Annotated in this window: 24 protein-coding genes; 14 read left to right on the top strand and 10 right to left on the bottom strand. The window is 62.3% G+C overall.

Annotated elements, in window-relative coordinates; translation table 11 throughout:
* Nucleotides 1–45: 45 nt before the first annotated feature.
* Entirely contained in the window at nucleotides 46–381 is a 336-nt protein-coding gene (locus ACODR6_RS05090; protein ID WP_489021236.1) for a hypothetical protein, read from the bottom strand.
* 174 nt (nucleotides 382–555) lie between these two features.
* Here ACODR6_RS05090 and ACODR6_RS05085 point away from each other — a divergent pair, with 174 nt between their 5' ends.
* Together ACODR6_RS05085 and ACODR6_RS05080 are read left to right on the top strand one after the other, a co-directional pair.
* A complete protein-coding gene (locus ACODR6_RS05085) occupies nucleotides 556–1,734 on the top strand; it encodes a M20 aminoacylase family protein (RefSeq protein WP_489021234.1) in 1,179 nt (392 codons plus the stop codon).
* A gap of 29 nt (nucleotides 1,735–1,763) precedes the next feature.
* Entirely contained in the window at nucleotides 1,764–2,804 is a 1,041-nt protein-coding gene (locus ACODR6_RS05080) for an Ldh family oxidoreductase (RefSeq protein ID WP_489021233.1), read from the top strand.
* A gap of 268 nt (nucleotides 2,805–3,072) precedes the next feature.
* On the opposite strand, the gene ACODR6_RS05075 is transcribed toward ACODR6_RS05080, so the two are convergent.
* Complete coding sequence (locus tag ACODR6_RS05075) at nucleotides 3,073–4,035, bottom strand: dihydrodipicolinate synthase family protein (protein ID WP_489021231.1); 963 nt, start codon at nucleotides 4,033–4,035, stop codon at nucleotides 3,073–3,075.
* A 125-nt stretch (nucleotides 4,036–4,160) separates the two neighbouring features.
* Nucleotides 4,161–4,865: a GntR family transcriptional regulator gene (locus ACODR6_RS05070; RefSeq protein WP_489021229.1), complete on the bottom strand. Its 705-nt coding sequence runs from the start codon at nucleotides 4,863–4,865 to the stop codon at nucleotides 4,161–4,163.
* A gap of 161 nt (nucleotides 4,866–5,026) precedes the next feature.
* Between ACODR6_RS05070 and ACODR6_RS05065 the strand changes: the two genes are divergently transcribed.
* Genes ACODR6_RS05065 through ACODR6_RS05035 form a run of 7 tightly spaced genes read left to right on the top strand, consistent with a single transcriptional unit; the run spans nucleotide 5,027 to nucleotide 11,747 of the window.
* Nucleotides 5,027–5,908: a dihydrodipicolinate synthase family protein gene (locus tag ACODR6_RS05065; protein WP_199625734.1), complete on the top strand. Its 882-nt coding sequence runs from the start codon at nucleotides 5,027–5,029 to the stop codon at nucleotides 5,906–5,908.
* Nucleotides 5,909–5,932: 24 nt separating this feature from the next.
* On the top strand, nucleotides 5,933–6,592 hold the full coding sequence (locus ACODR6_RS05060) for a GntR family transcriptional regulator (RefSeq protein WP_112714885.1): 660 nt from the start codon (nucleotides 5,933–5,935) through the stop codon (nucleotides 6,590–6,592).
* 54 nt (nucleotides 6,593–6,646) lie between these two features.
* Nucleotides 6,647–7,978, top strand: a complete 1,332-nt coding sequence (locus tag ACODR6_RS05055; RefSeq protein WP_489021226.1) for an ABC transporter substrate-binding protein — start codon at nucleotides 6,647–6,649, stop codon at nucleotides 7,976–7,978.
* Complete coding sequence (locus ACODR6_RS05050; protein WP_489021224.1) at nucleotides 7,978–8,913, top strand: carbohydrate ABC transporter permease; 936 nt, start codon at nucleotides 7,978–7,980, stop codon at nucleotides 8,911–8,913. Before ACODR6_RS05055 ends, ACODR6_RS05050 begins: the two co-directional genes overlap by 1 nt.
* Nucleotides 8,913–9,734, top strand: a complete 822-nt coding sequence (locus ACODR6_RS05045) for a carbohydrate ABC transporter permease (RefSeq protein ID WP_489021533.1) — start codon at nucleotides 8,913–8,915, stop codon at nucleotides 9,732–9,734. Before ACODR6_RS05050 ends, ACODR6_RS05045 begins: the two co-directional genes overlap by 1 nt.
* Before the next feature lie 25 nt (nucleotides 9,735–9,759).
* Nucleotides 9,760–10,815, top strand: a complete 1,056-nt coding sequence (locus ACODR6_RS05040) for an ABC transporter ATP-binding protein (RefSeq protein WP_489021222.1) — start codon at nucleotides 9,760–9,762, stop codon at nucleotides 10,813–10,815.
* 8 nt (nucleotides 10,816–10,823) lie between these two features.
* Nucleotides 10,824–11,747 carry a PfkB family carbohydrate kinase gene (locus ACODR6_RS05035; protein WP_489021220.1) on the top strand — a complete coding sequence of 308 codons (924 nt, stop codon included), beginning with the start codon at nucleotides 10,824–10,826 and terminating at the stop codon, nucleotides 11,745–11,747.
* Nucleotides 11,748–11,750: 3 nt separating this feature from the next.
* Here the strand turns inward: ACODR6_RS05035 and ACODR6_RS05030 are convergent, their stop codons facing one another.
* The 6 genes from ACODR6_RS05030 to ACODR6_RS05005 form a co-directional block, all read right to left on the bottom strand.
* Nucleotides 11,751–12,395 carry a CDP-alcohol phosphatidyltransferase family protein gene (locus tag ACODR6_RS05030; RefSeq protein WP_489021218.1) on the bottom strand — a complete coding sequence of 215 codons (645 nt, stop codon included), beginning with the start codon at nucleotides 12,393–12,395 and terminating at the stop codon, nucleotides 11,751–11,753.
* Between the two features lies 1 nt (nucleotide 12,396).
* On the bottom strand, nucleotides 12,397–12,783 hold the full coding sequence (locus ACODR6_RS05025) for a hypothetical protein (protein WP_489021216.1): 387 nt from the start codon (nucleotides 12,781–12,783) through the stop codon (nucleotides 12,397–12,399).
* Nucleotides 12,780–13,730 carry a phosphatidate cytidylyltransferase gene (locus ACODR6_RS05020; RefSeq protein ID WP_112714871.1) on the bottom strand — a complete coding sequence of 317 codons (951 nt, stop codon included), beginning with the start codon at nucleotides 13,728–13,730 and terminating at the stop codon, nucleotides 12,780–12,782. Before ACODR6_RS05020 ends, ACODR6_RS05025 begins: the two co-directional genes overlap by 4 nt.
* On the bottom strand, nucleotides 13,727–14,380 hold the full coding sequence (locus tag ACODR6_RS05015; protein WP_489021213.1) for a lysophospholipid acyltransferase family protein: 654 nt from the start codon (nucleotides 14,378–14,380) through the stop codon (nucleotides 13,727–13,729). The genes ACODR6_RS05020 and ACODR6_RS05015 overlap by 4 nt, the downstream gene beginning before the upstream one ends.
* A 98-nt stretch (nucleotides 14,381–14,478) precedes the next feature.
* The gene (locus ACODR6_RS05010; protein ID WP_112714869.1) at nucleotides 14,479–15,780 is read right to left on the bottom strand and encodes a hemolysin family protein; all 1,302 of its coding nucleotides are present in this window, start codon (nucleotides 15,778–15,780) and stop codon (nucleotides 14,479–14,481) included.
* Between the two features lie 147 nt (nucleotides 15,781–15,927).
* Complete coding sequence (locus ACODR6_RS05005) at nucleotides 15,928–17,475, bottom strand: putative bifunctional diguanylate cyclase/phosphodiesterase (protein WP_489021211.1); 1,548 nt, start codon at nucleotides 17,473–17,475, stop codon at nucleotides 15,928–15,930.
* A gap of 163 nt (nucleotides 17,476–17,638) precedes the next feature.
* Here ACODR6_RS05005 and ACODR6_RS05000 point away from each other — a divergent pair, with 163 nt between their 5' ends.
* The 4 genes from ACODR6_RS05000 (at nucleotide 17,639) to ACODR6_RS04985 (ending at nucleotide 20,164) form a co-directional block, all read left to right on the top strand.
* On the top strand, nucleotides 17,639–17,845 hold the full coding sequence (locus ACODR6_RS05000; protein WP_130280599.1) for a hypothetical protein: 207 nt from the start codon (nucleotides 17,639–17,641) through the stop codon (nucleotides 17,843–17,845).
* Between the two features lie 104 nt (nucleotides 17,846–17,949).
* Nucleotides 17,950–18,729, top strand: coding sequence for a nucleotidyltransferase family protein (locus ACODR6_RS04995; RefSeq protein WP_130280960.1), 780 nt, complete (start codon nucleotides 17,950–17,952; stop codon nucleotides 18,727–18,729).
* Nucleotides 18,722–19,444 carry a metallophosphoesterase family protein gene (locus ACODR6_RS04990; protein WP_489021208.1) on the top strand — a complete coding sequence of 241 codons (723 nt, stop codon included), beginning with the start codon at nucleotides 18,722–18,724 and terminating at the stop codon, nucleotides 19,442–19,444. The genes ACODR6_RS04995 and ACODR6_RS04990 overlap by 8 nt, the downstream gene beginning before the upstream one ends.
* 3 nt (nucleotides 19,445–19,447) lie before the next feature.
* Complete coding sequence (locus ACODR6_RS04985; protein WP_489021206.1) at nucleotides 19,448–20,164, top strand: Crp/Fnr family transcriptional regulator; 717 nt, start codon at nucleotides 19,448–19,450, stop codon at nucleotides 20,162–20,164.
* On the opposite strand, the gene ACODR6_RS04980 is transcribed toward ACODR6_RS04985, so the two are convergent.
* The gene (locus tag ACODR6_RS04980; RefSeq protein WP_489021204.1) at nucleotides 20,165–20,398 is read right to left on the bottom strand and encodes a hypothetical protein; all 234 of its coding nucleotides are present in this window, start codon (nucleotides 20,396–20,398) and stop codon (nucleotides 20,165–20,167) included.
* Nucleotides 20,399–20,609: 211 nt separating this feature from the next.
* On the opposite strand from ACODR6_RS04980, the gene ACODR6_RS04975 reads away from it, so the two are divergent.
* Nucleotides 20,610–21,338 (top strand): Crp/Fnr family transcriptional regulator, encoded by a 729-nt coding sequence (locus ACODR6_RS04975; RefSeq protein WP_199625724.1) that lies wholly within the window; start codon nucleotides 20,610–20,612, stop codon nucleotides 21,336–21,338.
* Nucleotides 21,339–21,475: the final 137 nt, after the last annotated feature.

Raw genomic sequence — 21,475 nt, 5'->3', positions numbered from 1 at the left:
AGCGTTCGATGATGCTAATTCGCGCGAAGAGAGTTTGGGGATGGATCAGTGGATGGTTCGCGGCGGGGTGGGGGACGTCGCGGGAACGGGTTTGGCGCTGCTGTGGAGATCGGCAGCGGCGGCGGCGAGCCCCAGAAGCGCGGCTCTCAGCTGTGCATCGGTGCTTTTGCCGGCACCAAGTTCGAAGACGGCATCCCACAACTCATCCGCGATCACGCGCAGATTGTCGTGGCTGCCTCCAAGCAATTCACAGATGTTCTCGACCTTGAGGACCGTATCCTGCACCAGGTCTCGCTTCCCGACATCGGAAAGATCAGTGACTTTATTGGCAACCGACACAAGCTTTATGACAAGTGCAGGAATTGTTTCTTCGCGATACATCAAATTCCCCGTCTACTGATTGCAGTATAATCGGATATTCGTCGCGATTCTACCGCCCCCAATTGGGTGAAACGGTGAAAAAGTCCGGGCTGGAACGACTGCACTGTGGAAAACGGCCGGGCGGCGGGCTATGCCGTTACCCAGTTGAAGGCCAATGCGTTTCCGGAGGCTCCCATGACGCCCGATTCCACCCTCTCCGCCCTTGCTGAAGAAGCCAAAGGATGGCGCCGCACCATCCACCAGCACCCGGAGCTGCTTTTCGATCTGCCGAAGACATCGGCGCTCGTGACCGAGAAGCTGAGGGAATTCGGCTGCGATGAAGTGGTGACCGGGCTCGCCACATCCGGCGTCGTTGCTGTCATCAACGGTTCGCGCGGTGCGGGAAAGACGATTGCGCTCCGCTGCGATATGGACGCCCTGCCGATGTCGGAGCAGACGAACCTTCCCTATGCCTCCAAGGTCGAGAACATGATGCATGCCTGCGGCCATGACGGGCACACGGCCATGCTGCTTGCGACCGCCAAGCATCTCGCCGCCAACCGCGACTTCGCCGGCAAGGCCGTCCTGATCTTCCAGCCGGCTGAAGAAGGCGGCGGCGGCGGCCGGGTGATGATCGAGGAAGGCGTGCTCGAGCGCTTCGGCATCGAGGAAGTCTATGGCATGCATAATGAGCCGGGTCTCGCGGTCGGTTCCTTCGCGATCCGCAGCGGCCCGCTGATGGCTGGCGGCGACCGCTTCGTCATCACCATCAACGGCAAGGGGGGCCATGCCGCCTCTCCGCATCTCAGCCACGACCCCGTCATCGTCATGGCGCATATGATTTCCGCGCTGCAGTCGATCGCCTCGCGCTTCACCGATCCCTTCGATCCGGTTGTCGTGTCGATCACCTATGTCAACGGTGGCAGCGAGCGGGCGCTGAACGTCATCCCACCAGCCGTCAAAATCGGCGGCACGATCCGCACCATGCAGCCGAAGACCCGCAAGGCCGTCGAGGCCCGCTTCCGCGAGGTGGTCACCATGACCGCCAAGGCCTTTGCCGCCGAAGCCGAGATCGACTGGCGCCCGGGCTATCCTGTGACCGTCAACGATGCCGAGAAGACCAAGGTTGCCGTATCGACCGCCCGCCGCGTTGCCGGCGACGGCCGCGTCGACGACAACTATCCACCGACCATGGGTTCGGAAGACTTCTCGTACATGCTGGAGAAGCGTCCGGGCGCCTTCATCTGGCTCGGCAACGGCGACAGCGCCGACCTGCACAACCCGGCCTATGATTTCAACGATGACGCGATCATTCACGGCGTCAACTACTGGCTGGCGCTGGTCGCGCAGCAGCTGGCGCCCGCAGCGAAATAATCCCGCCGGCCGAGAGACAGGACACAGAGATGACCGACACTTCCACATTGACCCTCGCCGAGCTCGAAGCCCGCGTCGTGGCGATTTTCCGCAAGGCCGGGATGAATGCCATCCAGGCAGCGGCCGTCACCCGGGTGATCACCGCGGGCGAGCGCGATGCCTGCAAATCGCACGGCATCTACCGTATCGAAGGTGTGCTGCGCACCATCAAGGCGGGCAAGGTGACGCCGGATGCAGTGCCCGAAGTCGAGCCGCAGCCGGAGCAGTCGGCGATCGTCAAGGTCAATGCCAGGGGCGGCTTTGCCAATCCGGCTTTCGAACTCGGCCTGCCGCTGCTTGCCGAGCGCGCCCGCGCATCCGGCCTTGCGGCCCTCGTCATCAACGACTGCACGCATTTCTCCGCACTCTGGCCGGAGGTCGAGGCGGTCGCCGCCGAAGGTCTCGCCGCCATCGTTATGTGCCCAAGCTATGCGACGGTTGCGCCGGCAGGCGGCAACAAACCGCTGCTCGGCACCAACCCGCTCGCCTTCGGCTGGCCGCGCCCCGACAAGACGCCTTACGTCTACGACTTCGCCACCTCGGTCGCCGCCCGCGGCGAAATCGAGCTGCACCGCCGCGCCGGAAAGAAGCTGCCCGAGGGCTGGGCGATCGACGCCGATGGCGAACCGACGATCGAGCCGGAAGCCGCACTCGCCGGCGCCATGCTGCCCTTCGGCGGCCACAAGGGCTCGGCGATCAGCACGATGGTCGAACTGCTGGCCGGCATCATGATCGGCGACCTCACCAGCCCTGAAGTCCTCGACTATCTCGGCACCACGACGCTCGCCCCGCGCCACGGCGAACTGGTGCTTGCCTTCTCGCCGAAGGCCTTCGCCGCCGGCCGCGCCGGTGATCCCTTCGCCCGCGCCGAACTGCTCTTCGAAGCCATCGCCGGCCAGGGCGCTCGGCTTCCCTCGCAGCGGCGCTATACGGCACGCGTGAAGTCGCTTGCCGAGGGGATTGTGCTGACCAAGGCAGAGATCGAACAGCTTGATCGTCAGCTGGCGCTTGGTTTGGATTCTGTGGGGTGAATAGCGCAGCGGCCTGACCTCACCACCAACGCCGACCTGGCGTGTTGGAGCTAGCTGGCGTCCGCAAACTCCCCCTCATCCCTGTGCTTGTCACAGGGATCCAGCCGGCCCAAGTCCTTGGGCCGAAGAGACTCTTCCCACCGCGCAGACGCGCAGTGACTGGATTCCTGTGACGAGCACAGGAATGAGGGAAGAGCTTGGAGAGCCGCCCAAAGCAAAAACGGCCGGAGAAACCCCGACCCTTTGAAATTCAGGACCTATAAGCCCCTCAGGCCTTGTACTTCGCAACCGCACCGGGGAGCTTGCTCCACTCAGCGTACCAGCTGTTGAACAGCTTGAACTGGCTCTCGACATAGCCGCGCTGGCTGTCGCTCAGCACGTCGCTTTGGTTGAAATGCAGAGTGTATTCCTCGTCGCCCTTCAGCACCATCATGTGCTTGAAGAACAGCACGAGATCCGGGCCTTCATCGAAGGAGGAGAGAACGGCGAGTGCCTGTTCCAGTTCCTGGGCGCGCTGGCGGGCGTCGACGTCACCCTTGGCTGCAGCCTGGGAGAGGTTGCACAGCGTGATGACTTCCTTCGGCAGGACGTTGCCGATGCCGGTGATGGCGCCGGTTGCGCCGCAATTGACGAAGCCGTGGAAGACGGCGGTGTCGACGCCGATCATCAGCGAGACGCCGTCGTCGCGGCTGGTGATGTTTTCAGCCGCATAGCGCATATCAGCCGGGCCGCCGAATTCCTTGAAGCCGACGAGGTTGGAATGTTCGGCGCGCAGCGCGAAGAACAGGTCGGCGCGGGTGGCAAAGCCGTAGTAGGGGCTGTTGTAGATGACAGCCGGAAGATCGGGAGCAGCCGAAAGGATCGCCTTGAAATGGGACTTCTGGGCAGCGATGACCGAACCGCGCGACAGGACACGCGGGATGACCATCAGGCCCTGAGCGCCGACCTTCTGCGCATGCGCCGCATGGGCGACGGCGGACGCCGTGTTGACCGCACCGGTGCCGACGATGACCGGGACGCCGGCCTTGACCAGGCGCTCGACGCCTTCCATGCGCTGCACGTCGCTGAGGAGCGGCCAGTCGCCCATGGAGCCGCAATAGACGACGGCCGACATGCCATCGGCGATCAGCTGCTTGCCCTTGCGCACCAGCTGATCGAAATCAGGCGTGCGGTCCTTCTTGCAGGGGGTCATGAGCGCCGGGATGACGCCGGAAAAGATCTTGGCCTTCATGTCAAACTCCTTCAGCGGATAGCGAATGATCGTGGCTACAAATGCGCAAAATCAACTGCGCTTCAAGCTCTGATATATCATCTACCACTTTGTATTTTATTTGTCGACAAGAAATCGACTACGCCTCACAAATCGATATCGTGTCGCTGGTTTCGCGAAAACAGCGTCTGGATCTGGGCGACGATTTGCTCGGCATGCGCCTTCGCGAGCCGGTCGGCGGCGTCGATGTCGCGGGCCTCGATGGCGGCGATCATGTCCTCGTGCTCGTCGACGAATTGCTGCGGCAGCCGGTCGCCATACGACTGGTAATAAAGCCTCAGAATCCGGCGCCCCTCGTCGAGCAGCCGGTTGAACAGACTGATGTAATAGGGATTGCGCCCGGCCTCGGCGATCGCCGCGTGCAGCGCGGCGTTGGTGGCGATCATCGCCAGTGCATCCTGCGCCTCGGCAGCAGCGGTAAAGCGCCCCTGCTCCGCCCGGATCGCCTTCAAATCCTCGGGGCGGTGATACTGCGCCGCAAGCCGCGTCGTCACCCGGTACATCAGCACCAGAGCATCGAAGAAGGTGTGCATGTTGAGGAAATCGATATTCGCCACCATCGTCGAGCGGTTCGGCAGCGTATCGATCAGTCCCTCGCCCGAAAGCCGCACCAGCGCCTCGCGGATCGGCGTGCGCGACATGCCGAAGCGCTCGGCGAGCTGCACCTCGTCGATCGGGCTGCCGGGCGGCAGCACTAGATCGAGGATCTCGTCGCGCAGTACTTCATAGACCATCTTCACCCCGGAGCCGCGCTTGCGCTCGGGTACGGAGGCCGGGTCGGTATCGGTCATCGGCAGAATCCTTGTCTCACATCTATCGAGTAAGGGCGGGCGTCGACGGGATCAATCTTTTTCGGCACGCGCGCCGCGCGACGGCGGAACACCACAAACAGGTTTACAGTCGCATACTGACATGTTAGTCAACATGTCACTGACCTCAGGGAGATGAAACGGTGGCGGGATTTGGTTTGTCGGTCGCTCTGGCGACGCCTTTCAAAAGCAGCGGAGCGATCGCGGCGGATGTGATGCTTGCCCAGGCGAAACGCTGCCTCGCATCCGGATGCGAGAGCGTAACGCTGTTCGGCACGACAGGCGAAGGCGCCTCGGTCGGCACGCAGGAGCGCGAGCGCATTATCGACGCCTTTCTGGCCGCAGGCATCAAGCCATCGCAGATCGTCGTTGGCGTGCTGGTCGATGCGGCCGAAGATGCTGCCCATCAGATGGGACAGGCACTGGCGAAGGGTGTGCGCAACATCCTTCTTGCTCCACCGTCCTATTTCAAGAACGTCGCCGATGACGGCCTCTATGCCTGGTACGCGGATGTTTTTGCGCAGGTCGGAGACAAGGCGCGGGACGTTCTCGTCTATAACATTCCTTCGGTCACCATGGTCGCGCTCAGCATCGAGCTGATCGGCCGGCTGCGCAGTGCCTTCCCGTCGATCGTCACAGGTGTGAAGGATTCCTCGGGCGACTGGCCCTACACCGAAGTGCTGCTGCGCCAGCATGGCGATCTCATCATCCTGATCGGTGACGAGCGTCATCTCGCCAAGGGTGTCCGCCTCGGCGGCCAGGGCGCTATCTCCGGCATGGCGAATTTCGCGCCGCTCGAAGTGCGGGCCATGGCTGTCGACGGCAAGGATGATATCCGCGTCGAGCGCTTCGTTGCCGAGCTTCTCAAGCATCCGGTGACGCCGGCGGTAAAAGTCATGGTAGCAACCATGACCGGCGACGAAACATGGCTTGCAGTCCGTCCGCCTTTGACGTCAATCTCCGCCGACGGCAGGCGTGAGCTTGCGGCCGCCTTCGACAGCCTTTTCCAGACGAAGGCGGCTTGAGCGGCAATGTACGAGGAGAAGCCCATGGATGGAGCCGACGAGCAGCCGACGCTGCGGGAGAAAGCTTACGAGAGCTTTACCCGGCATCTGCTGGCCCGCGACGTCCGCCCTGGGCAATTCGTCTCCCAGCGCCGTCTGGTGGAACTGACGGGACTGACGCTCGGCGCCATTCGCGAACTGATCCCGCGGCTGGAGGCCGAAGGGCTGATCAAGACCGTGCCGCAGCGTGGATTGCAGATCGCCCATATCGACCTCAACCTGATCCGCGAAGCCTTCCAACTGCGCCTCTTTCTGGAGAAGGAAGCCGTCGCGCTTTTCACCCAATCCGCAACCGACGACACGATTGCGGCGATGCTCGCGACCCATCGTGAGATCGTCGCGGCGATCGAAGGCGGCAATGCTTCGCACGAGCTCGAAGGCTATGCGCAGGCGGTCGACTGGGGCATGCACGACGCCTTCATCGATGCGCTCGGCAACACGATCATTTCGAACGCCTACCGTGTCAATTCCATCAAGATGCGCCTGATCAGTCAGGAGCGCTTCCGCATCGACGGCCGCGTCGGCCCGGTCATGGGCGAGCATCTGCGGGTGCTGGAAGCGATCGAACGGCGCAACACAAATGAAGCGGTCGAGGCGCTCGCCGCGCATATCAATCACGCACGGAGCCGCGCGCTGAGATTATAGACGAAACGCCCGCGGTGAGGAGATCGCAGGGCATAAGGAGGAGGAGAGACTAGCATGGCATCTTCATTCATCAATCCCACACGTCGCGGGTTCCTCGCGGGATCGGCCGCGATCGGCGCCGCCGGTCTGCTCGGCGTCAAGTCGGCATCGGCAGCCGTCGACTGGAAGCGCTTCGCCGGCACGACGCTCGAGGTCAATCTCATCAAGAGCCCGCGCAGCGAGACCATTCTCAAGTATCTCAGCGAATTCGAAGAGATGACCGGCATCAAGGTCAATGCCGAGGCAACGCCGGAACAGCAGCAGCGTCAGAAGACGACGATCGAGCTGTCTTCCGGCAAGCCGAGCTTCGATGTCGTGCATCTCAGCTATCACGTCCAGAAGCGCCAGTTCGAAAAGGGCGGCTGGCTCGCCGATATCAGCGAATTCGTCAAGGATCCGTCGCTCACCGACCCGTCGCTCGTCGAGAGCGATTTCGCCGAAGCCGGCCTGACCTTCGCCAAGGATTCCGACGGCAAGCTGCGTTCGCTTCCCTTCTCGGTCGATTACTGGATCGTCTACTGGAACAAGGAACTCTTCGAGAAGAAGGGCCTGTCCTACCCCTCGACCTTCGAGGAAATGGTCAAGGCTGCCGAAGCCCTCACCGACAAGAGCACAAATACCTACGGCTTCGTCGCCCGCGGCCTGAAAAACGCCAACGTTCCCGTCTGGACGACGCTCATGCTCGGTTACGGCGGGACGCCGCTCGGCCCGGATGGCAAGCTGCGCACGACTTCCGACGAAGCGGTCGCTGCAGCAAAGATGTATCAGGAACTGATGACCAAGGCCGCGCCCGTCGGCGTTTCCGGCTTCAACTGGGCGGAGGCGCAGTCGGCCTTCCTTCAGGGCAAGATCGGCATGTGGCTCGACGGCGTCGGCTTCGCGCCGCCGATCGAGAACCCGGAAAAGTCCCGCGTTGTCGGCAAGGTCGGCTATGGCGTGATGCCGAAGGGCCCGAAGGCTCAGGCCGCTGCCACGACCGGTGACGGCATCGGCGTGGTCGCTGCCAGCAAGAACAAGGAAGCCGCCTACCTGTTTTGCCAGTGGGTCATTTCCAAGGAGATGGGTGCCCGTCTGCTGCAGGCCGGTGCCGGCGTGCCGTTCCGCAACTCCGTTCTCGAGGATCCGAAGGTCCGCGAAGGCGTCAAGATGCCGAGCGCATGGGTCGATGCCGTTGCCGCTTCGGCAAAGGTCTCGCAGCTGGCTCTGCCGGTCATCATCCCGGTCACCGAGTTCCGCGACATCTACGGCGTCGGCCTCACCAACATGATCGGCGGCGCCGATCCGGCTGCCGAACTGAAGACCGCAACCGCGCAGTTCGAGCCGGTCCTGGCACGAAGCGAGGGATAATGGCAGCCGTGAGCATGGAAACCGCGCGGAGCGATAGCGCTGCCAAGAACGGGGGCAAGCTGCGGCTTGCTCCCAATTACTGGCCCTTCGTGATCCCGGCACTGGTCGTCATTGCCGCGGTCATCGTCTTTCCGTGGGTTTTCACGCTCTGGATGAGCGTGAACAGCTGGACGCTTGGCCAGCCAGCCGTCTTTGCGGGTCTGGACAATTACGTCAGGCTGTTTACCGATTTCCGCTTCTGGGAGTCCCTCTGGCACACAGCGCTCTACACGCTGCTTGCAGTCGTGGCGCCTCTCTTCTTCGGCACGCTCGCTGCCCTGATCTTTGACGCGCAGTTTCCGCTGCGTGGCTTCCTGCGCGGCATTTTCGTCATGCCGATGATGGCAACGCCTGTCGCAATCGCGCTGGTCTGGACGATGATGTTCCATCCGCAGCTCGGCGTGCTCAACTATCTCCTGTCGCTTGTTGGCATCGGCCCGCAGGAATGGATATATAACCAGACCAGCGTCATCCCGTCGCTCGTTCTCGTCGAGACCTGGCAGTGGACGCCGCTGATCATGCTGATCGTGCTCGGCGGGCTTGCCGCCGTGCCGCGCGAACCCTTCGAGAGCGCAGAAATCGATGGCGCCAATGCCTGGCAGAAATTCCGTTATCTGACACTGCCGATGATCGCCCCTTTCCTGATGATCGGCGTCATCATCCGCTCGATCGATGCGGTGAAGAGCTTCGACATCATTTACGCGATGACCCAGGGCGGTCCCGGCACGGCGTCGGAGACGATCAATATCTACCTCTACAACACCGCCTTCTCCTACTACGACATTGGCTATGCGTCGGCGATGGCCGTCATCTTTTTCGTCATCATCGTCGCCCTATCTTTCGTGCTGATGATGGTTCGCCAGCGCGCCAACTGGTCCGATGTGGAGACACGATGATGAAGCGCAAGACGATCGATCGCATCGGGCTGTTCTTCGTGGCACTGGTCATGGTGTCGCCCGTCATCCTGTTCTTCCTCTGGATGATCTCGCTGTCGCTGAAATACGAGATCGACAACGGCGCCTATCCGCCGATCCTGATCCCGGAACGCTTCGCCTGGTCGAACTATCTGCAGGTCTTTCAGGAGAATAATTTCTTCCTGTATTTCTGGAATTCGATCCTGGTGACGGGCGGCGCGACCCTGCTTGCCCTGCTGATCGGCGTTCCGGCAGGCTACGGCATCGCGCGGCTGAAGGCCGAGCGTTCGGCGATGGTGATCATGATCGCCCGCATGACGCCGGGCCTTTCCTTCCTGATCCCGCTCTTCCTGCTGTTTCAATGGCTGAACCTGCTTGGCACGCTCTGGCCGCAGATCATCATCCATCTCGTCGTCACCGTGCCGATCGTCGTCTGGATCATGATCGGCTATTTCGAAACGACGCCGATGGAGCTCGAGGAAGCCGCCAGCATCGATGGCGCCACGCCTTGGCAGGTCTTCCGGCTGGTCGCGCTGCCGATCGCCAAGCCCGGCATCGTCGTCGCCTTCATTCTCTCGGTGATCTTCTCCTGGAACAACTTTGTCTTCGGCATCGTGCTGGCAAGCCGCGAGACGCGCACGCTGCCGGTCGCCGTCTACAACATGCTGTCCTTCGAGCAGGTCAGCTGGGGGCCGCTCGCCGCCGCCGCATTGATCGTCACGCTGCCGGTGCTGGTGCTGACGTTGTTCGCGCAGAGACAGATCGTTGCGGGCCTCACGGCCGGCGCAGTCAAGGGCGGCTGACAGGCCGCATACAGGGAACGATTACATGGCAACCGTCAATATCAGGAATGTCCAGAAGCGCTTCGGCTCCGTCAACGTCATCCACGGCATCGATGTCGATATCGCCGACGGCGAATTCGTTGTGCTTGTGGGACCGTCGGGCTGCGGCAAGTCCACATTGCTCCGGATGATCGCCGGCCTCGAGGAGACCAGCGACGGCGAGATCCGCATCGGCGCACGTGACGTCAGCAATCTGCCGGCCCGCGACCGCGATATCGCCATGGTGTTCCAGAACTACGCGCTCTATCCGCATATGAGCGTTGCCGACAACATGGGCTTTGCGCTGAAGCTGAAGAAGGCCGACGCGGCCGAGATCTCCGGCAGGGTGAACAAGGCGGCGGCGATCCTCGGTCTCGAAAAGCTGCTGGACCGTTATCCGAAGCAACTTTCCGGCGGCCAGCGTCAGCGCGTTGCCATGGGCCGCGCCCTGGTACGCGACCCGCAGGTCTTCCTGTTCGACGAGCCGTTGTCAAACCTCGACGCCAAGCTGCGCGTGCAAATGCGCGCCGAGATCAAGTCCCTGCATCAGCGCATCAAGACGACGACGATCTATGTGACGCACGACCAGATCGAGGCCATGACAATGGCCGACAAGATCGTCGTCCTGCATGACGGCGTGATCGAGCAGGTCGGCGCACCGCTGGAGCTTTACGACCGCCCCGCCAACCTCTTCGTCGCGGGTTTCATCGGCTCGCCGTCGATGAACTTTCTGGACGGCCGGATCGAGGAAGGCGTATTCCGCACGGACAAGGGTCTTGTCCTGCCGCTCCCTGAAAGCATCAAGCAGTCCCCATCGTTCGGCCCCCTGGTCTACGGTGTCCGCCCGGAACATATCCGCAGCACCGCAACCGGCATTGCCGGAACGGTCGGGTTGGTCGAAGGCACCGGATCGGAGATTTTCGCCAAGCTCGACTGCGGCGACGAGGAAATCTCCTGCCTGTTCCGCGAGCGGCTGACGATCGGCTTCGGTGATCGCCTGACGGTCTCGATCGATCCTGCTCATATCCACCTGTTCGACAAAGCCACCGGCCACCGGATCTGACCTCAGCGATGAACCACCCGGCCAACGCCCGCCATGTGCTCTTCGTCGGCGCTGCCGTCCTCGACACGCTGTTTCGCGTGCGCTCCATTCCGGCGCGACCCGGCAAGGTGCTGCCTGATGAAATGCTTCAGGTCGCGGAGGGAATGGCTTCGAGCGCCGCCTATGCCGCCGTGAAGCTTGGCGGCATCGCAAGCCTTTGGGCCGCCGTCGGGGATGATGCCGCCGGTCAGCAGATAACATCGGAGCTTGCGGATGCCGGCATAAATGTCGGCGGCGTGCTGCAGGCGGCCGGAGCGCGCTCGGCGGTGTCGACGATCCTGATCGACGATGACGGCGAGCGGCTGATCGTACCCTTTTACGACAAGCGCCTTCGCCACGAGATCCGCGACGTCACGCCCGGCGACCTCGCCGGCTTCGATGCCGTCATGGTGGACGTCCGCTGGCCTGCGCTGGCTGTCAAGGTATTGCGCGCGGCCCGACAGGCGGGAATACCCGCAATCCTCGACGGCGACGTCGCGCCCGCGGCCACGCTCGATATGCTGGCAGCCGAAGGCGACCACCTGCTCTTCTCCGAGCCCGCCGCGCATCTGCTGTCGGATAGCCCCGATCCCGGCGAAGCAGCAGCGATCCTCAAGCGACGCTATCCGCATGCGTTGGTCGCGGTCACCGCAGGCGAGCATGGGTGCTATTGGTGGAACAAGGCGACGAGGAGGGTCGCGCATGTTGCGACCTTCCCGGTCAAGGCTGTCGACACGCTCGCAGCGGGCGATATCTTTCACGGCGCTTATGCACTGCTGACCGCCGAGGGATTGGCGACGCAGGAGTCGATCCGGATGGCATCGGCCGCGGCAGCGCTGAAATGCACCATCTTCGGCGGACGTCTCGGTGCACCCGATCGGGCCGCCGTGCTCGCGCTGATGAACGGCCACTAGCCCTCAGACCCGGCCCTTCATCGCCCGAATCAGATTGCGGCTGCGTCTCAGCGCCGTGAATGCGGCGCCGATGGCGACGATCCAGAGCGCTGCCCACAGGATGTCGTTGTGAAGCCCGGCGAACGGTTCGAAGATCGACAGGACGGCGGCGGCGGTGACCGTTGCCATGCGGTGCTGCTTGGCCATCGGGCCGGAGAAATCGGCGCCCTGCCCCGAAGCGCGACCGAGTTCGCGGACATAGGCGGTCAACACCGCGAAGGCGGCCGCAGCCCAGCCGAGGCCGGGATAGCCGATGCCGAGACCGATGCCGGCAAAGATCAGGATATCGGCGGCGCGGTCCGGAAACTCGTTCCAGAATGGCCCGTCGGCCGCTGCCTTGCCGCCCTCGACGGCGACCATGCCATCGAACAGGTTGCAGAGCAGGCGGAGCTGGCAGGAGAGCGCTGCCAGAACGAGGAAGACGATGCGGGCGGAGCCCGTCTCCTGTCCCGCGAAATAGAAGAACAGACCGGCGAGCGCCGCAGCAAGGATGCTCGCCTGCGAGATCTGGTTAGGCGTGACCGATTTTCCGGCGAGCCAGCGCGCGGTCGACTGCGCCCACCAGCTGTTGCGGCTCGTCAGCGGACGGCGGTCTCCGGTCTCGGTCACGTCAGCTCCTCCCTTTCGATATCGAATAATTATAGAGCGCGGCATAGCTCGTCGAAACGAGAAGCGGCACGGTAATCGTCTTCAGAATTTCAGGCGTGCCGCTCAGCGAGTGGAAGGTGACGAGCAGCGTCGCCGAACCCAACAAGGCGATCACCGGCGGCGCGACGAGGCGAAGCGGGCCGGAGAATATCGCCGACAGTCTCTCGACCACGCGCTTCAGAAACAGCGTCAGGCAGCCCGACAGTGCGCCTTGCACCAGACCTGCCAGGAGCATGCGCGGCAGTGGATAGGCGCGGTTGGCAAACAGCGCCCAGCTCCCCATCGCCACGAAGGCAAAGGCAACATGGACGGCGCTGCTTCGGCCAAGCCGCGCGACGAGGCCGCTCATGTCAGCGACCACCAGTAGCGGACGAGGTGGAAGAAGATCGGCGCCGAGAAGACGACGGAATCGAGACGATCGATCAGACCGCCATGGCCCTCGATGATATGGCCCCAGTCCTTGACGCCCCGGTCACGCTTGATCGCCGACATGACGAGGCCGCCGAAGAAGCCCATCAGCGTGATGATCAGCGCCAGAAGGCCGGCCTGGAAGGGCGTGAACGGGGTAATCCACCAGAGCGCCGCACCGATCAGCGTGGCGCTCGCCACGCCACCGACGAAGCCCTCGACCGTCTTCGACGGCGAGAGTTTCGGGGCGATCTTGGTGCGGCCAAACAGCTTGCCCCAGACATATTGCAGCACGTCGGAAAGCTGCACGACGATGACCAGGAAGGCGATGAGGAGCACATTGCGGCCCTCGTAACCCGGGATGGTCAAGGTCAGCAGTGCCGGCACGTGCGAGGCGCAGAAGACGCAGATCATCAGCGCCCATTGCACTTCGGCAATGCGGATCAGGAAGCGCTCGGTATCGCCGCGCAGCACCGAGACGATCGGCATCAGCAGGAAGGCATAGACGGGCACGAAGATGGAATAGATGCCGTATTCCTCCGCCCAAAGCAGATAGTACTGGATCGGCAGGACCACGAAGAAGGCCGACGCCAGCGCCCAGTGATCAGCCCGTTTGGTGTTCGTGAGTGTGATGAATTCGCGCAGAGCCGCAAACGAGCAGAAGGCGAAAAGGATGATGACGCCCGCCCGGCCCGCCAGGAAGGCGATGCCGATGAAGATCACCATGATCCACCAGGCCTTGATGCGGGCATTCAGGTTTTCGATGGCGCTGTTTGCACCGTCGGGCGAGAATTTCTTCTGCAGCACATAGCCGACCGCCGAAGCGACGATCAGGATGCCAAAGATGCCGAGAACCAGGGTGATGAGATCGGATTGAGCCTCGTTCATTCCGCAGCCCCTGCATGTTTGGGAGACAGCGCCAGCAATGCCGCGCGCGTCCGCTCGATAAATGCCTCCTTGGCCTCTCCCGGCTCAAGCCGCATCGGGCTGCCGAAGGTGACGGTGCAGATCAGCGGGATCGGCACGATCTCTCCCTTCGGCATGACGCGGTTGAGATTGTTGATCCAGACGGGCACGAAATCGAGCTCCGGCCGCGCCTCGGCGAGATGGAAGATGCCGCTCTTGAAGGGCAGGAGCGGCTCCTCGGTCTGATTTCTCGTGCCTTCGGGAAAGACGATCAGCGACGAACCGCTGTCGATCGCCGCTGCCATCTGCTCGATCGGGTCCTCGGTCCGGTGCTCCCTGTCACGCTGGATCAACACCGAGTTGAAGACATCGCGGCCGATGAAGGTGCTGAGCGATGACTTCAGCCAGTATTCGGCACCAGCGACCGGCCGGGCGCGCCGCCGCATCCGGGGCGGCAGCACCGCCCAGACGAGAATGAAATCGCCATGGCTGGAATGATTGGCAAAATAGACGCAGCGGCGGGGCGGCAGCCCCTCGCCCGACCAGATGGCACGCACGGCGGTGATGGCGCGCGCAAAGAGCACGATCGCCACCGCTGCAGGCTTGGCTAAGAAACGTCGCAAGTCTTGCATCGAGGTTCCTGCATTCAGGGTTGCAGAAACCTAGCCGCGTTTTAGGCGGACGTGAAGCAGCGCGGTAAGCCGGGTAAGATTTCCACAGGCGGCCGGCGTCAGGCCGACCGCGCTTCGCTTTCCTCGACCTCTGCCGAGACGAGGATCTTGTCGACGCGGCGGCCGTCGAGATCGATGACCTCGAAGCGCCAGCCGTTCTTGACGAAGCTCTCGCCGAGTTCCGGCAGGTGCTTCAGTTCCTCGAGGATCAGGCCCGCAACCGTCTGGAACTCGATGTCGTCATCAAGCTTGAAGCTCATGAACTCGGCGAATTCGTCGATCGGCGTCCAGCCGGAAACGAGGTAGGAACCATCGGTGCGGCGAACGATCGCCTGCTCTTCGGACGGACCTTCGAGCAACGCGCCCATGATCGCTTCCATGATGTCGCCGGACGAGATGATGCCTTCGAAATGGCCGTATTCGTCATAGACGAGCACCATATGAACCGGCGACTTGCGGATCGCCTGGATCGCGTGGGTGGCGGTCGACAGGTCCGAGATGACGGGGACTTCGTGGGCCAGCGCCTGGATATCCGCATGGCCGTTGCTGTTCATCGCGTCATAGTAATCCTTGACGAAGAGCACGCCGAAGACTTCGTCGGAACTGCCGCGGCGCACCGGAACGCGCGAACGGCGCGTCTCTTGCAGCTGCTTGCGGATTTCTTCCGGAGTGTCGTCGATATCGACGACCTCGACATCGCGACGCGGCGTCATCAGCGCGCGCGCCGTGCGGTCGGCCAGGCGCATAACGCCTGAAATCATTGCCGATTCTTCGCTCTCGATAACGCCGGCGCTCTGCGCCTCGGCAAGAACGGTCTTGATCTCTTCGTCGGTCACGCCATCGCTGACCTTGCCGGACTGGCCAAGCAGCCTCAGCACCAGCTTGCCCGATGCATCGAGCAGCCAGACGAGCGGCAGCGCGAATTTCGACAGCACGACCATGGCCGGCGCCACCTTGGCGGCAACCGCTTCCGGCTCACGCAGGGCGATCTGCTTCGGCACGAGTTCGCCGACGATCAGCGACAGATAGGTGATGGCGACGACGACGGTACCGACGCCGAGCGCATCGGAGAGTGCGGGGCCAACGCCCTGCTCGGAGAGCCACTGTGTCAGGCGGCCACCGAGGGTGGCGCCCGAAAAGGCACCCGAGAGAACGCCGACCAGCGTGATGCCGATCTGCACGGTGGACAGAAAGCGTCCGGGATTTTCAGCAAGTCTGATAGCTTGGGTAGCGCCCCGGCTTCCGTGATCGGCGAGAACTTTAAGACGGGCGGGACGGGAAGAAACGACAGCAAGTTCGGACATGGCGAGCACACCGTTCAGAACGGTGAGCAATACCACGATAATGATTTCGACTAACAAAAGAAGCCTATAACATCGACAAGGATGGCCCAAGATAAGGGCAAAGCGCTGACAATGAAAGCAAACGATCCGCGGAATTGCGGATATTTTTCAGTTCTCTTCTGACATTTCCGGGAGGAAGGCGTGTACCGGGACGCCTTCGAACCGCTACACGCTGGCCTTGCGGAAGAGCATCGCCGCCTCGTCGACGGTCACCAGAGCGGTCACCGCCTGGCCATGTTCGATGCCCGAGGAGATCAGCGGCGAGGCGTCGCCCTCGATGCCATCGGCGGTCACCGTCAGCCCCAATCCATGGCCGAGACCGGCAAGCGCCCGCATCATCCGCGCCGAACGGTCGTCGTTCAGATTTTCCGTGAAGCGCCGGTCGATCTTCACCTTGTCGAGCTTGAATTCCTGGATGTGGTAGAGATTGGAATAGCCGGTGCCGAAATGGTCGAGCGTCATCGTCACGCCGGTTTCGCGCAGTGGCGCCAGCGCCTGCTTGGCGGTCTCGAAATCGCGCACCAGCGTTGCCTCGGCGATTTCCACTTCCAGCCGGTGGGGATCGAAATTGCAGGTCTTCAGGATCGACAGGATGGTCTGGCCGAGATTGGCATCCCGCAGCTGACCGGGGAAGATATCGATCGACAACCTGGTTTCGGGCGGCCAGTTGCGCGCTCCGGCGCAGGCGCGTTTGAGCACGCTTTCGAACAGCGCATGGATCATGCCGGTCTCTTCGGCGATTGCCAGGAAGCGCTCGACGGGCACTTCTGTCTCTTCCATTTCCCAATAGGGCACGGCCTCGAAAGCGGTCACTTCCCCGGTGTTGAGATCGAAGGAGGGCCGGAAGCGCGGTTCGATGGCGCCGTCCGCCATCGCCTTGCGTAGCGCCACTTCCATGCGGCCCCGCTCCTTCAGGAGCAGATCCATTTCCTCTTCGAAGAAGCGGATCGCCGAGCGCTGCTCGCCCTTGGCGCGGTAGAGCGCGACATCCGCCTTTCGCACCAGTTCGCTCGGCTGTTCGCCATCCCGCGGATAGAGCGAGATGCCGATCCCGGTGCCGATCTGGTGGATGATCGTGCCGGTGGCGATCGGATCGGCAAAGGCCTGGACGATGCGCATCGCGAGCGTCGTCGCGGCTTCGGCGCCCAAGAGATGCGGCGCCAGGATGACGAATTCATCGCCGCCGAGACGGGCGACGAGATCGCCGGGCCGCACTGCGGAAAGAAGGCGCTGGGCGACGATCAGCAGCACCTCGTCACCGGCGCCGTGGCCATAGTTGTCATTGATCTTCTTGAAACCGTTGAGATCGAGCAGGAAAATGCCGTGCTGCTGGCCGGCCGCCGGCGGCGAGGAAGCCGCGACGCGCAGCGCGTCGTCGAACTGGCGCCGGTTGGCGAGACCCGTCAACGGATCCTGAAAGGCCAGTTCGCGTGCCTTGCGCTCGGCAACGATGCGGCGCGCCGTCTCACGCTTCTGGTCGATGTAGCGGCGCACGGCAAAGACCAGCATGCCGACGGCGAGCAGCCCGCCCAGCATCAGCGCCTCATCGAGCTCGATCGTCTCCTCGGCCGCGCTGACCGCGCCTTCGGTGACGAAGATATCGACCTCGAAGGCGACATAGGCGACGACGAACATCGCCGCTATGAGGATGAGAAGATCGTGTATCGAAACCCGATGCCGCATGTAGAACTGCCTGATATCACTGCGCTTCACGTCTTGTCTCCAAGCGCCTAAACCTGCGCGATTATCGGGGCTGCGCGTTAACGCTTCCTGCACGTGCAGCCTCACCCCGGCACAACTCGACGCGTCATCCACAGGGAACTTTTGTCCGCCTCGCCGGTTCCTTCTCCTCAACGAGCCTGGGGAGAATTATCTCATGACACAGATCCGTGAAACCGAACGCCGCGGCCGCACCCTGCGTGGCCGTCCCTACAGTCTGAGCGAATTTGCGGAAAAATATGGCCTGGAAGATGACCAGGCAGAAGACCTCTTCTCGCGCTTCGGCCCGTCGTCGATCGAACTGGATCTGCTGATGGCTGCCAAGCGCCGTCCTCCGATCCGCCTTGAACAGGTCCTGCTCTGAGACGGGCCTTCCGTTCGGCCGGACATGCCGGTTTGTGACGCAAAGGACGGGTGATGAACACCACGGCGACAGCGACAAAGAAAGGCAAGGCGAACCCGGCGCTGATGAAGGCGCGGGCCGTTCCGCAGCTGATCGATCCGGACGCAGAGCCCTTCGTCGCCGATGCCGTGCGCGAACTTGTCGATTGCAAGATCCCGTTCCTGGTCGCCGGCACCTATGCGGTCTGCGCCTATACCGGCATTACCCGGCAGACGAAGGATTTCGACATCTTCTGCAAGGCAGGCGACTACGGCCGTATCCTCGGACATTTCAAGGAGAAGGGCTATGTCGTCGAGGTCGAAGACGAGCGCTGGCTCGGCAAGGTCTTCAAGGGCAAGCACTTCTTCGACGTGATCTTCGCCTCGACCAACGGCACCATGCCGGTCGGCGACGACTGGTTTCAGGATGCCCGGCAGGTGGAAATGTGCGGTTCTCCGGTCTGGATCATCAGTCCGACCGAGCTGCTATGGTCGAAATTCTTCGTGCAGCTGCGCCACCGCTATGACGGCGCCGACATCGCCCATGTCATCCTGCGCGCCCATGACAAGATCGATTGGCGAAAGCTGCTCGGATACATGGAAGTGCACTGGGAAGTGCTGTTGATCGCCATTTTGAACTTCCGCTGGATCTACCCGACCGAGCGCGACAAGGTTCCGCAATGGCTGCTCGACGAACTCCTGGAGCGTCTGGCCGCCCAGCGCGAACTGCCCCTGCCGCAGATGCGCATCTGCCGCGGCCGCATGTATTCGCGCGTCGATTTCGAAATAGACGTCAAGGAATGGGGCTTTGCCGATGTCGGCGGCGAGGGCCAGCCCCGTGGCGAATGGGAAGATCGAGATGGCTGAGAAGAATAGAAAGGTCCGCGTCGCCGCCGTCGCCGACCTGCACGTGAAGGAAGACGGCGGGAAATCCTACAAGGAGCTGTTCGGCGAAATATCGAGCGTCGCCGACGTTCTCGTCATGGCCGGCGACCTGACCGATCTCGGCAAACCGAAGGAAGCGGAACTGCTTGCAGCCGACCTGCGCAGCTGCACCGTTCCCGTTGTCGCCGTGCTTGGCAATCACGACCATGAAAGCGGCTCGGTCGATGACGTGACGCAGATCCTGACGGGTGCCGGCGTCAAGCTTCTCAACGGCCAGGCCGCCGAGATTTCGGGCGTCGGCTTCGTCGGCGTCAAGGGCTTTGCCGGCGGCTTCGGCCGCCACATGCTGGGCTCTTTCGGCGAAAGCGCCATCAAGGCGATGGTGGCCGAAAGTGTCGAGGAATCGATGCGGCTGGAAAACGCCATGCGCCAGGTGCGCGCCGAAAAATCCATGGTGATCCTGCATTATGCGCCGATCGCCGAGACTGTGGCCGGAGAGCCGCTGGAAATCTATCCGTTCCTCGGCTCCTCGCGTCTTGCCGAGACCATCGACCGTTTCAAGGTCGATGCCGTCGTCCACGGCCATGCCCATCGCGGCACCTATGAGGGCCGCACACCGGGCGGTGCCCCTGTTTTCAACGTTGCTGCCCATATCGAGAAACCGACGGGCAAGGCCTACGCACTTCTGGAGCTTTGAACTGTGAATACCCGGCAAGCGATCTTCCGGAATTTCATGATTTCGACGCTGCCAGCCGCCGATTTCGCCAAGCTGGAGCCGCTGCTGGAGCGCGTCTTACTGCCGCTCGGCGAAGAGGTGGAGAAGCCCAACCAGCCGCTGGAATTTGCCTATTTCATGGAAAGCGGCCTCGCCTCGACCATCGCCTCGATGTCGCGCGGCCGCGATATCGAAGTCGGCGTCATCGGCTGGGAAGGCTTTGTCGGCTCATCACTGGTGCTCTGGGACGACCAGGGGCCATTCAAGACCTATATCCAGATCCCCGGCGAGGCCTATCGCATACGGTCCGGGGAGCTCATGGAACTGATGGACGCCCGGCCGCAGATGCGCCGCCATTTCGGCCGCTTCACCCGGGCGCTGAACCTGCAGGTCGCCTCGACCGCCTGGACCAACGGCCATACCGTGCTGGAAAACCGGCTGGCCCGCTGGCTGCTCATGGTTCATGATCGCATCGAGGGGCAGAAACTGGCGCTGACCCATGAGTTCCTGTCGATCATGCTCGGCGTGCGCCGCCCCGGTGTCACCGTCGCGCTGCATATGCTGGAGGGCAAGGGGCTGATCCGCTCGCACCGCTCCGAGATCACCATCATCGACCGCGAGGGCCTGAAGCAGCAGGCCAATGGCAGCTATGGCCGCACGGAAGCCGAATATGAGCGCGTGCTAGGCTGGAAAATCCGTTGATCAGACCAGGCTGCCCCAAGCTTCGTTCCAGAGATCCGGATTGCCGGTCACGACCGCGACCTCGATGAATCCGTAGTGCACACGGACATCCTCGGCCCGCTCGATCGCCAGCGGCACATAGGTCGGGTAGAGATAGTTTCCTCCATCCGTCTCGGCATTTGCCGGCCATTCGACATCGGCGACGACACTATCCTCGATGACCCGCAGGATCAGGCGCACGGCTGTGTTAGGCACATCCTGTGATCGCGCATATCGATGGAACGTTCTCGCCGCCACGCCGGACACTCCGTTCTTTGGGTGTCGAACTTCAAAACCGGTGATGTTGTTCCATTCCGGCGATCGCTCATCTTTGTACGGTAAGAGACAGTCGGTTGTACTGCAATTTCAAGGCGGTAGGTTCCTTTTCAATCGAGTCGGCTTTACCCCGCCGGCCGTGGGGACGAGAATGCCGACTGAAGAGCGCCACTACCGCAATGAACTGCTGAAAAGCCTCGATGCCAGCGATCTGGCACTTCTTTCCCCGCATCTCGAATTCGTGACGCTCGATATCCCCTACCAGATCGAAAAGGCGCATGTGCCGGTCGATTTCGTCATCTTCCTGGAATCAGGTCTCGCCTCGATCGTCGCCCGCCTCTCGGGCGGGCGGGACATCGAGGTCGGCATTGCCGGACGCGAGGGAATGACCGGGGCCGCGATCGTCCTCGGCGGCGAGCAATCCCCGAACATGACCTTCATGCAGGTCTCCGGCACAGGCTACCGAATCACCTCTGCAGCGCTGCAAGCGGCAATCGACACGAGCGCCACGCTGCGCGCCAAGCTGCTTGCTTATGTTCAGGCCTTTCTGGCGCAAATGTCGTCGACCGTGCTGGCAAACGGCCATGCGAAACTCGAAGAACGACTCGCGCGCTGGCTGTTGATGGTCCATGACCGCATGGACGGCAATACCATCTCGCTGACCCACGAATTCCTCGCCGTCATGCTGGGTGTCCGCCGCCCCGGCATCACTGTCGCACTCCATATTCTCGAGGGAAAAGGCCTTGTTCGCGCCAATCGCGGCCAGATCACCATCCTCAGCCGCCGCGGCCTGATGGAAGAGGCGAACGGCTCCTATGGCGCGGCGGAAGAGGAGTACCGCAGGTTGCTCGGAGTGGCATTGTCGCGGCTGAATCAGTAGCTCATAATTCAATAGATATTAATATCCATATCCTTTTCAGTGTTATAAAAATAACACAAGAATTTATACTGCCCTTTTTTGGGGTAATCCAAGAAGTTAGACTTTTGGGCCTCCCAATCCCTACTAGCATTAAGTGC

It is taken from the genome of Rhizobium sp. FG96 (assembly GCF_057808655.1).
Note: the sequence above shows the minus strand (reverse complement) of the source record. Positions and strands in the feature narration are given on the sequence as shown.

Bases quoted from the DNA above. Each gene is read 5' to 3' on its own strand.
- ACODR6_RS05090 (WP_489021236.1), bottom strand. From the start codon at position 381: ATGTATCGCGAAGAAACAATTCCTGCACTTGTCATAAAGCTTGTGTCG.
- ACODR6_RS05060 (WP_112714885.1), top strand. From the start codon at position 5,933: ATGGATGGAGCCGACGAGCAGCCGACGCTGCGGGAGAAAGCTTACGAG.
- ACODR6_RS05070 (WP_489021229.1), bottom strand. From the start codon at position 4,865: ATGACCGATACCGACCCGGCCTCCGTACCCGAGCGCAAGCGCGGCTCC.
- ACODR6_RS05080 (WP_489021233.1), top strand. From the start codon at position 1,764: ATGACCGACACTTCCACATTGACCCTCGCCGAGCTCGAAGCCCGCGTC.
- ACODR6_RS04990 (WP_489021208.1), top strand. From the start codon at position 18,722: ATGGCTGAGAAGAATAGAAAGGTCCGCGTCGCCGCCGTCGCCGACCTG.
- ACODR6_RS05085 (WP_489021234.1), top strand. From the start codon at position 556: ATGACGCCCGATTCCACCCTCTCCGCCCTTGCTGAAGAAGCCAAAGGA.
- ACODR6_RS04975 (WP_199625724.1), top strand. From the start codon at position 20,610: ATGCCGACTGAAGAGCGCCACTACCGCAATGAACTGCTGAAAAGCCTC.
- ACODR6_RS05015 (WP_489021213.1), bottom strand. From the start codon at position 14,380: ATGCAAGACTTGCGACGTTTCTTAGCCAAGCCTGCAGCGGTGGCGATC.
- ACODR6_RS04995 (WP_130280960.1), top strand. From the start codon at position 17,950: ATGAAGGCGCGGGCCGTTCCGCAGCTGATCGATCCGGACGCAGAGCCC.
- ACODR6_RS05075 (WP_489021231.1), bottom strand. From the start codon at position 4,035: ATGAAGGCCAAGATCTTTTCCGGCGTCATCCCGGCGCTCATGACCCCC.
- ACODR6_RS05000 (WP_130280599.1), top strand. From the start codon at position 17,639: ATGACACAGATCCGTGAAACCGAACGCCGCGGCCGCACCCTGCGTGGC.
- ACODR6_RS05040 (WP_489021222.1), top strand. From the start codon at position 9,760: ATGGCAACCGTCAATATCAGGAATGTCCAGAAGCGCTTCGGCTCCGTC.
- ACODR6_RS05020 (WP_112714871.1), bottom strand. From the start codon at position 13,730: ATGAACGAGGCTCAATCCGATCTCATCACCCTGGTTCTCGGCATCTTT.
- ACODR6_RS05055 (WP_489021226.1), top strand. From the start codon at position 6,647: ATGGCATCTTCATTCATCAATCCCACACGTCGCGGGTTCCTCGCGGGA.
- ACODR6_RS05035 (WP_489021220.1), top strand. From the start codon at position 10,824: ATGAACCACCCGGCCAACGCCCGCCATGTGCTCTTCGTCGGCGCTGCC.
- ACODR6_RS05045 (WP_489021533.1), top strand. From the start codon at position 8,913: ATGAAGCGCAAGACGATCGATCGCATCGGGCTGTTCTTCGTGGCACTG.
- ACODR6_RS05050 (WP_489021224.1), top strand. From the start codon at position 7,978: ATGGCAGCCGTGAGCATGGAAACCGCGCGGAGCGATAGCGCTGCCAAG.
- ACODR6_RS05025 (WP_489021216.1), bottom strand. From the start codon at position 12,783: ATGAGCGGCCTCGTCGCGCGGCTTGGCCGAAGCAGCGCCGTCCATGTT.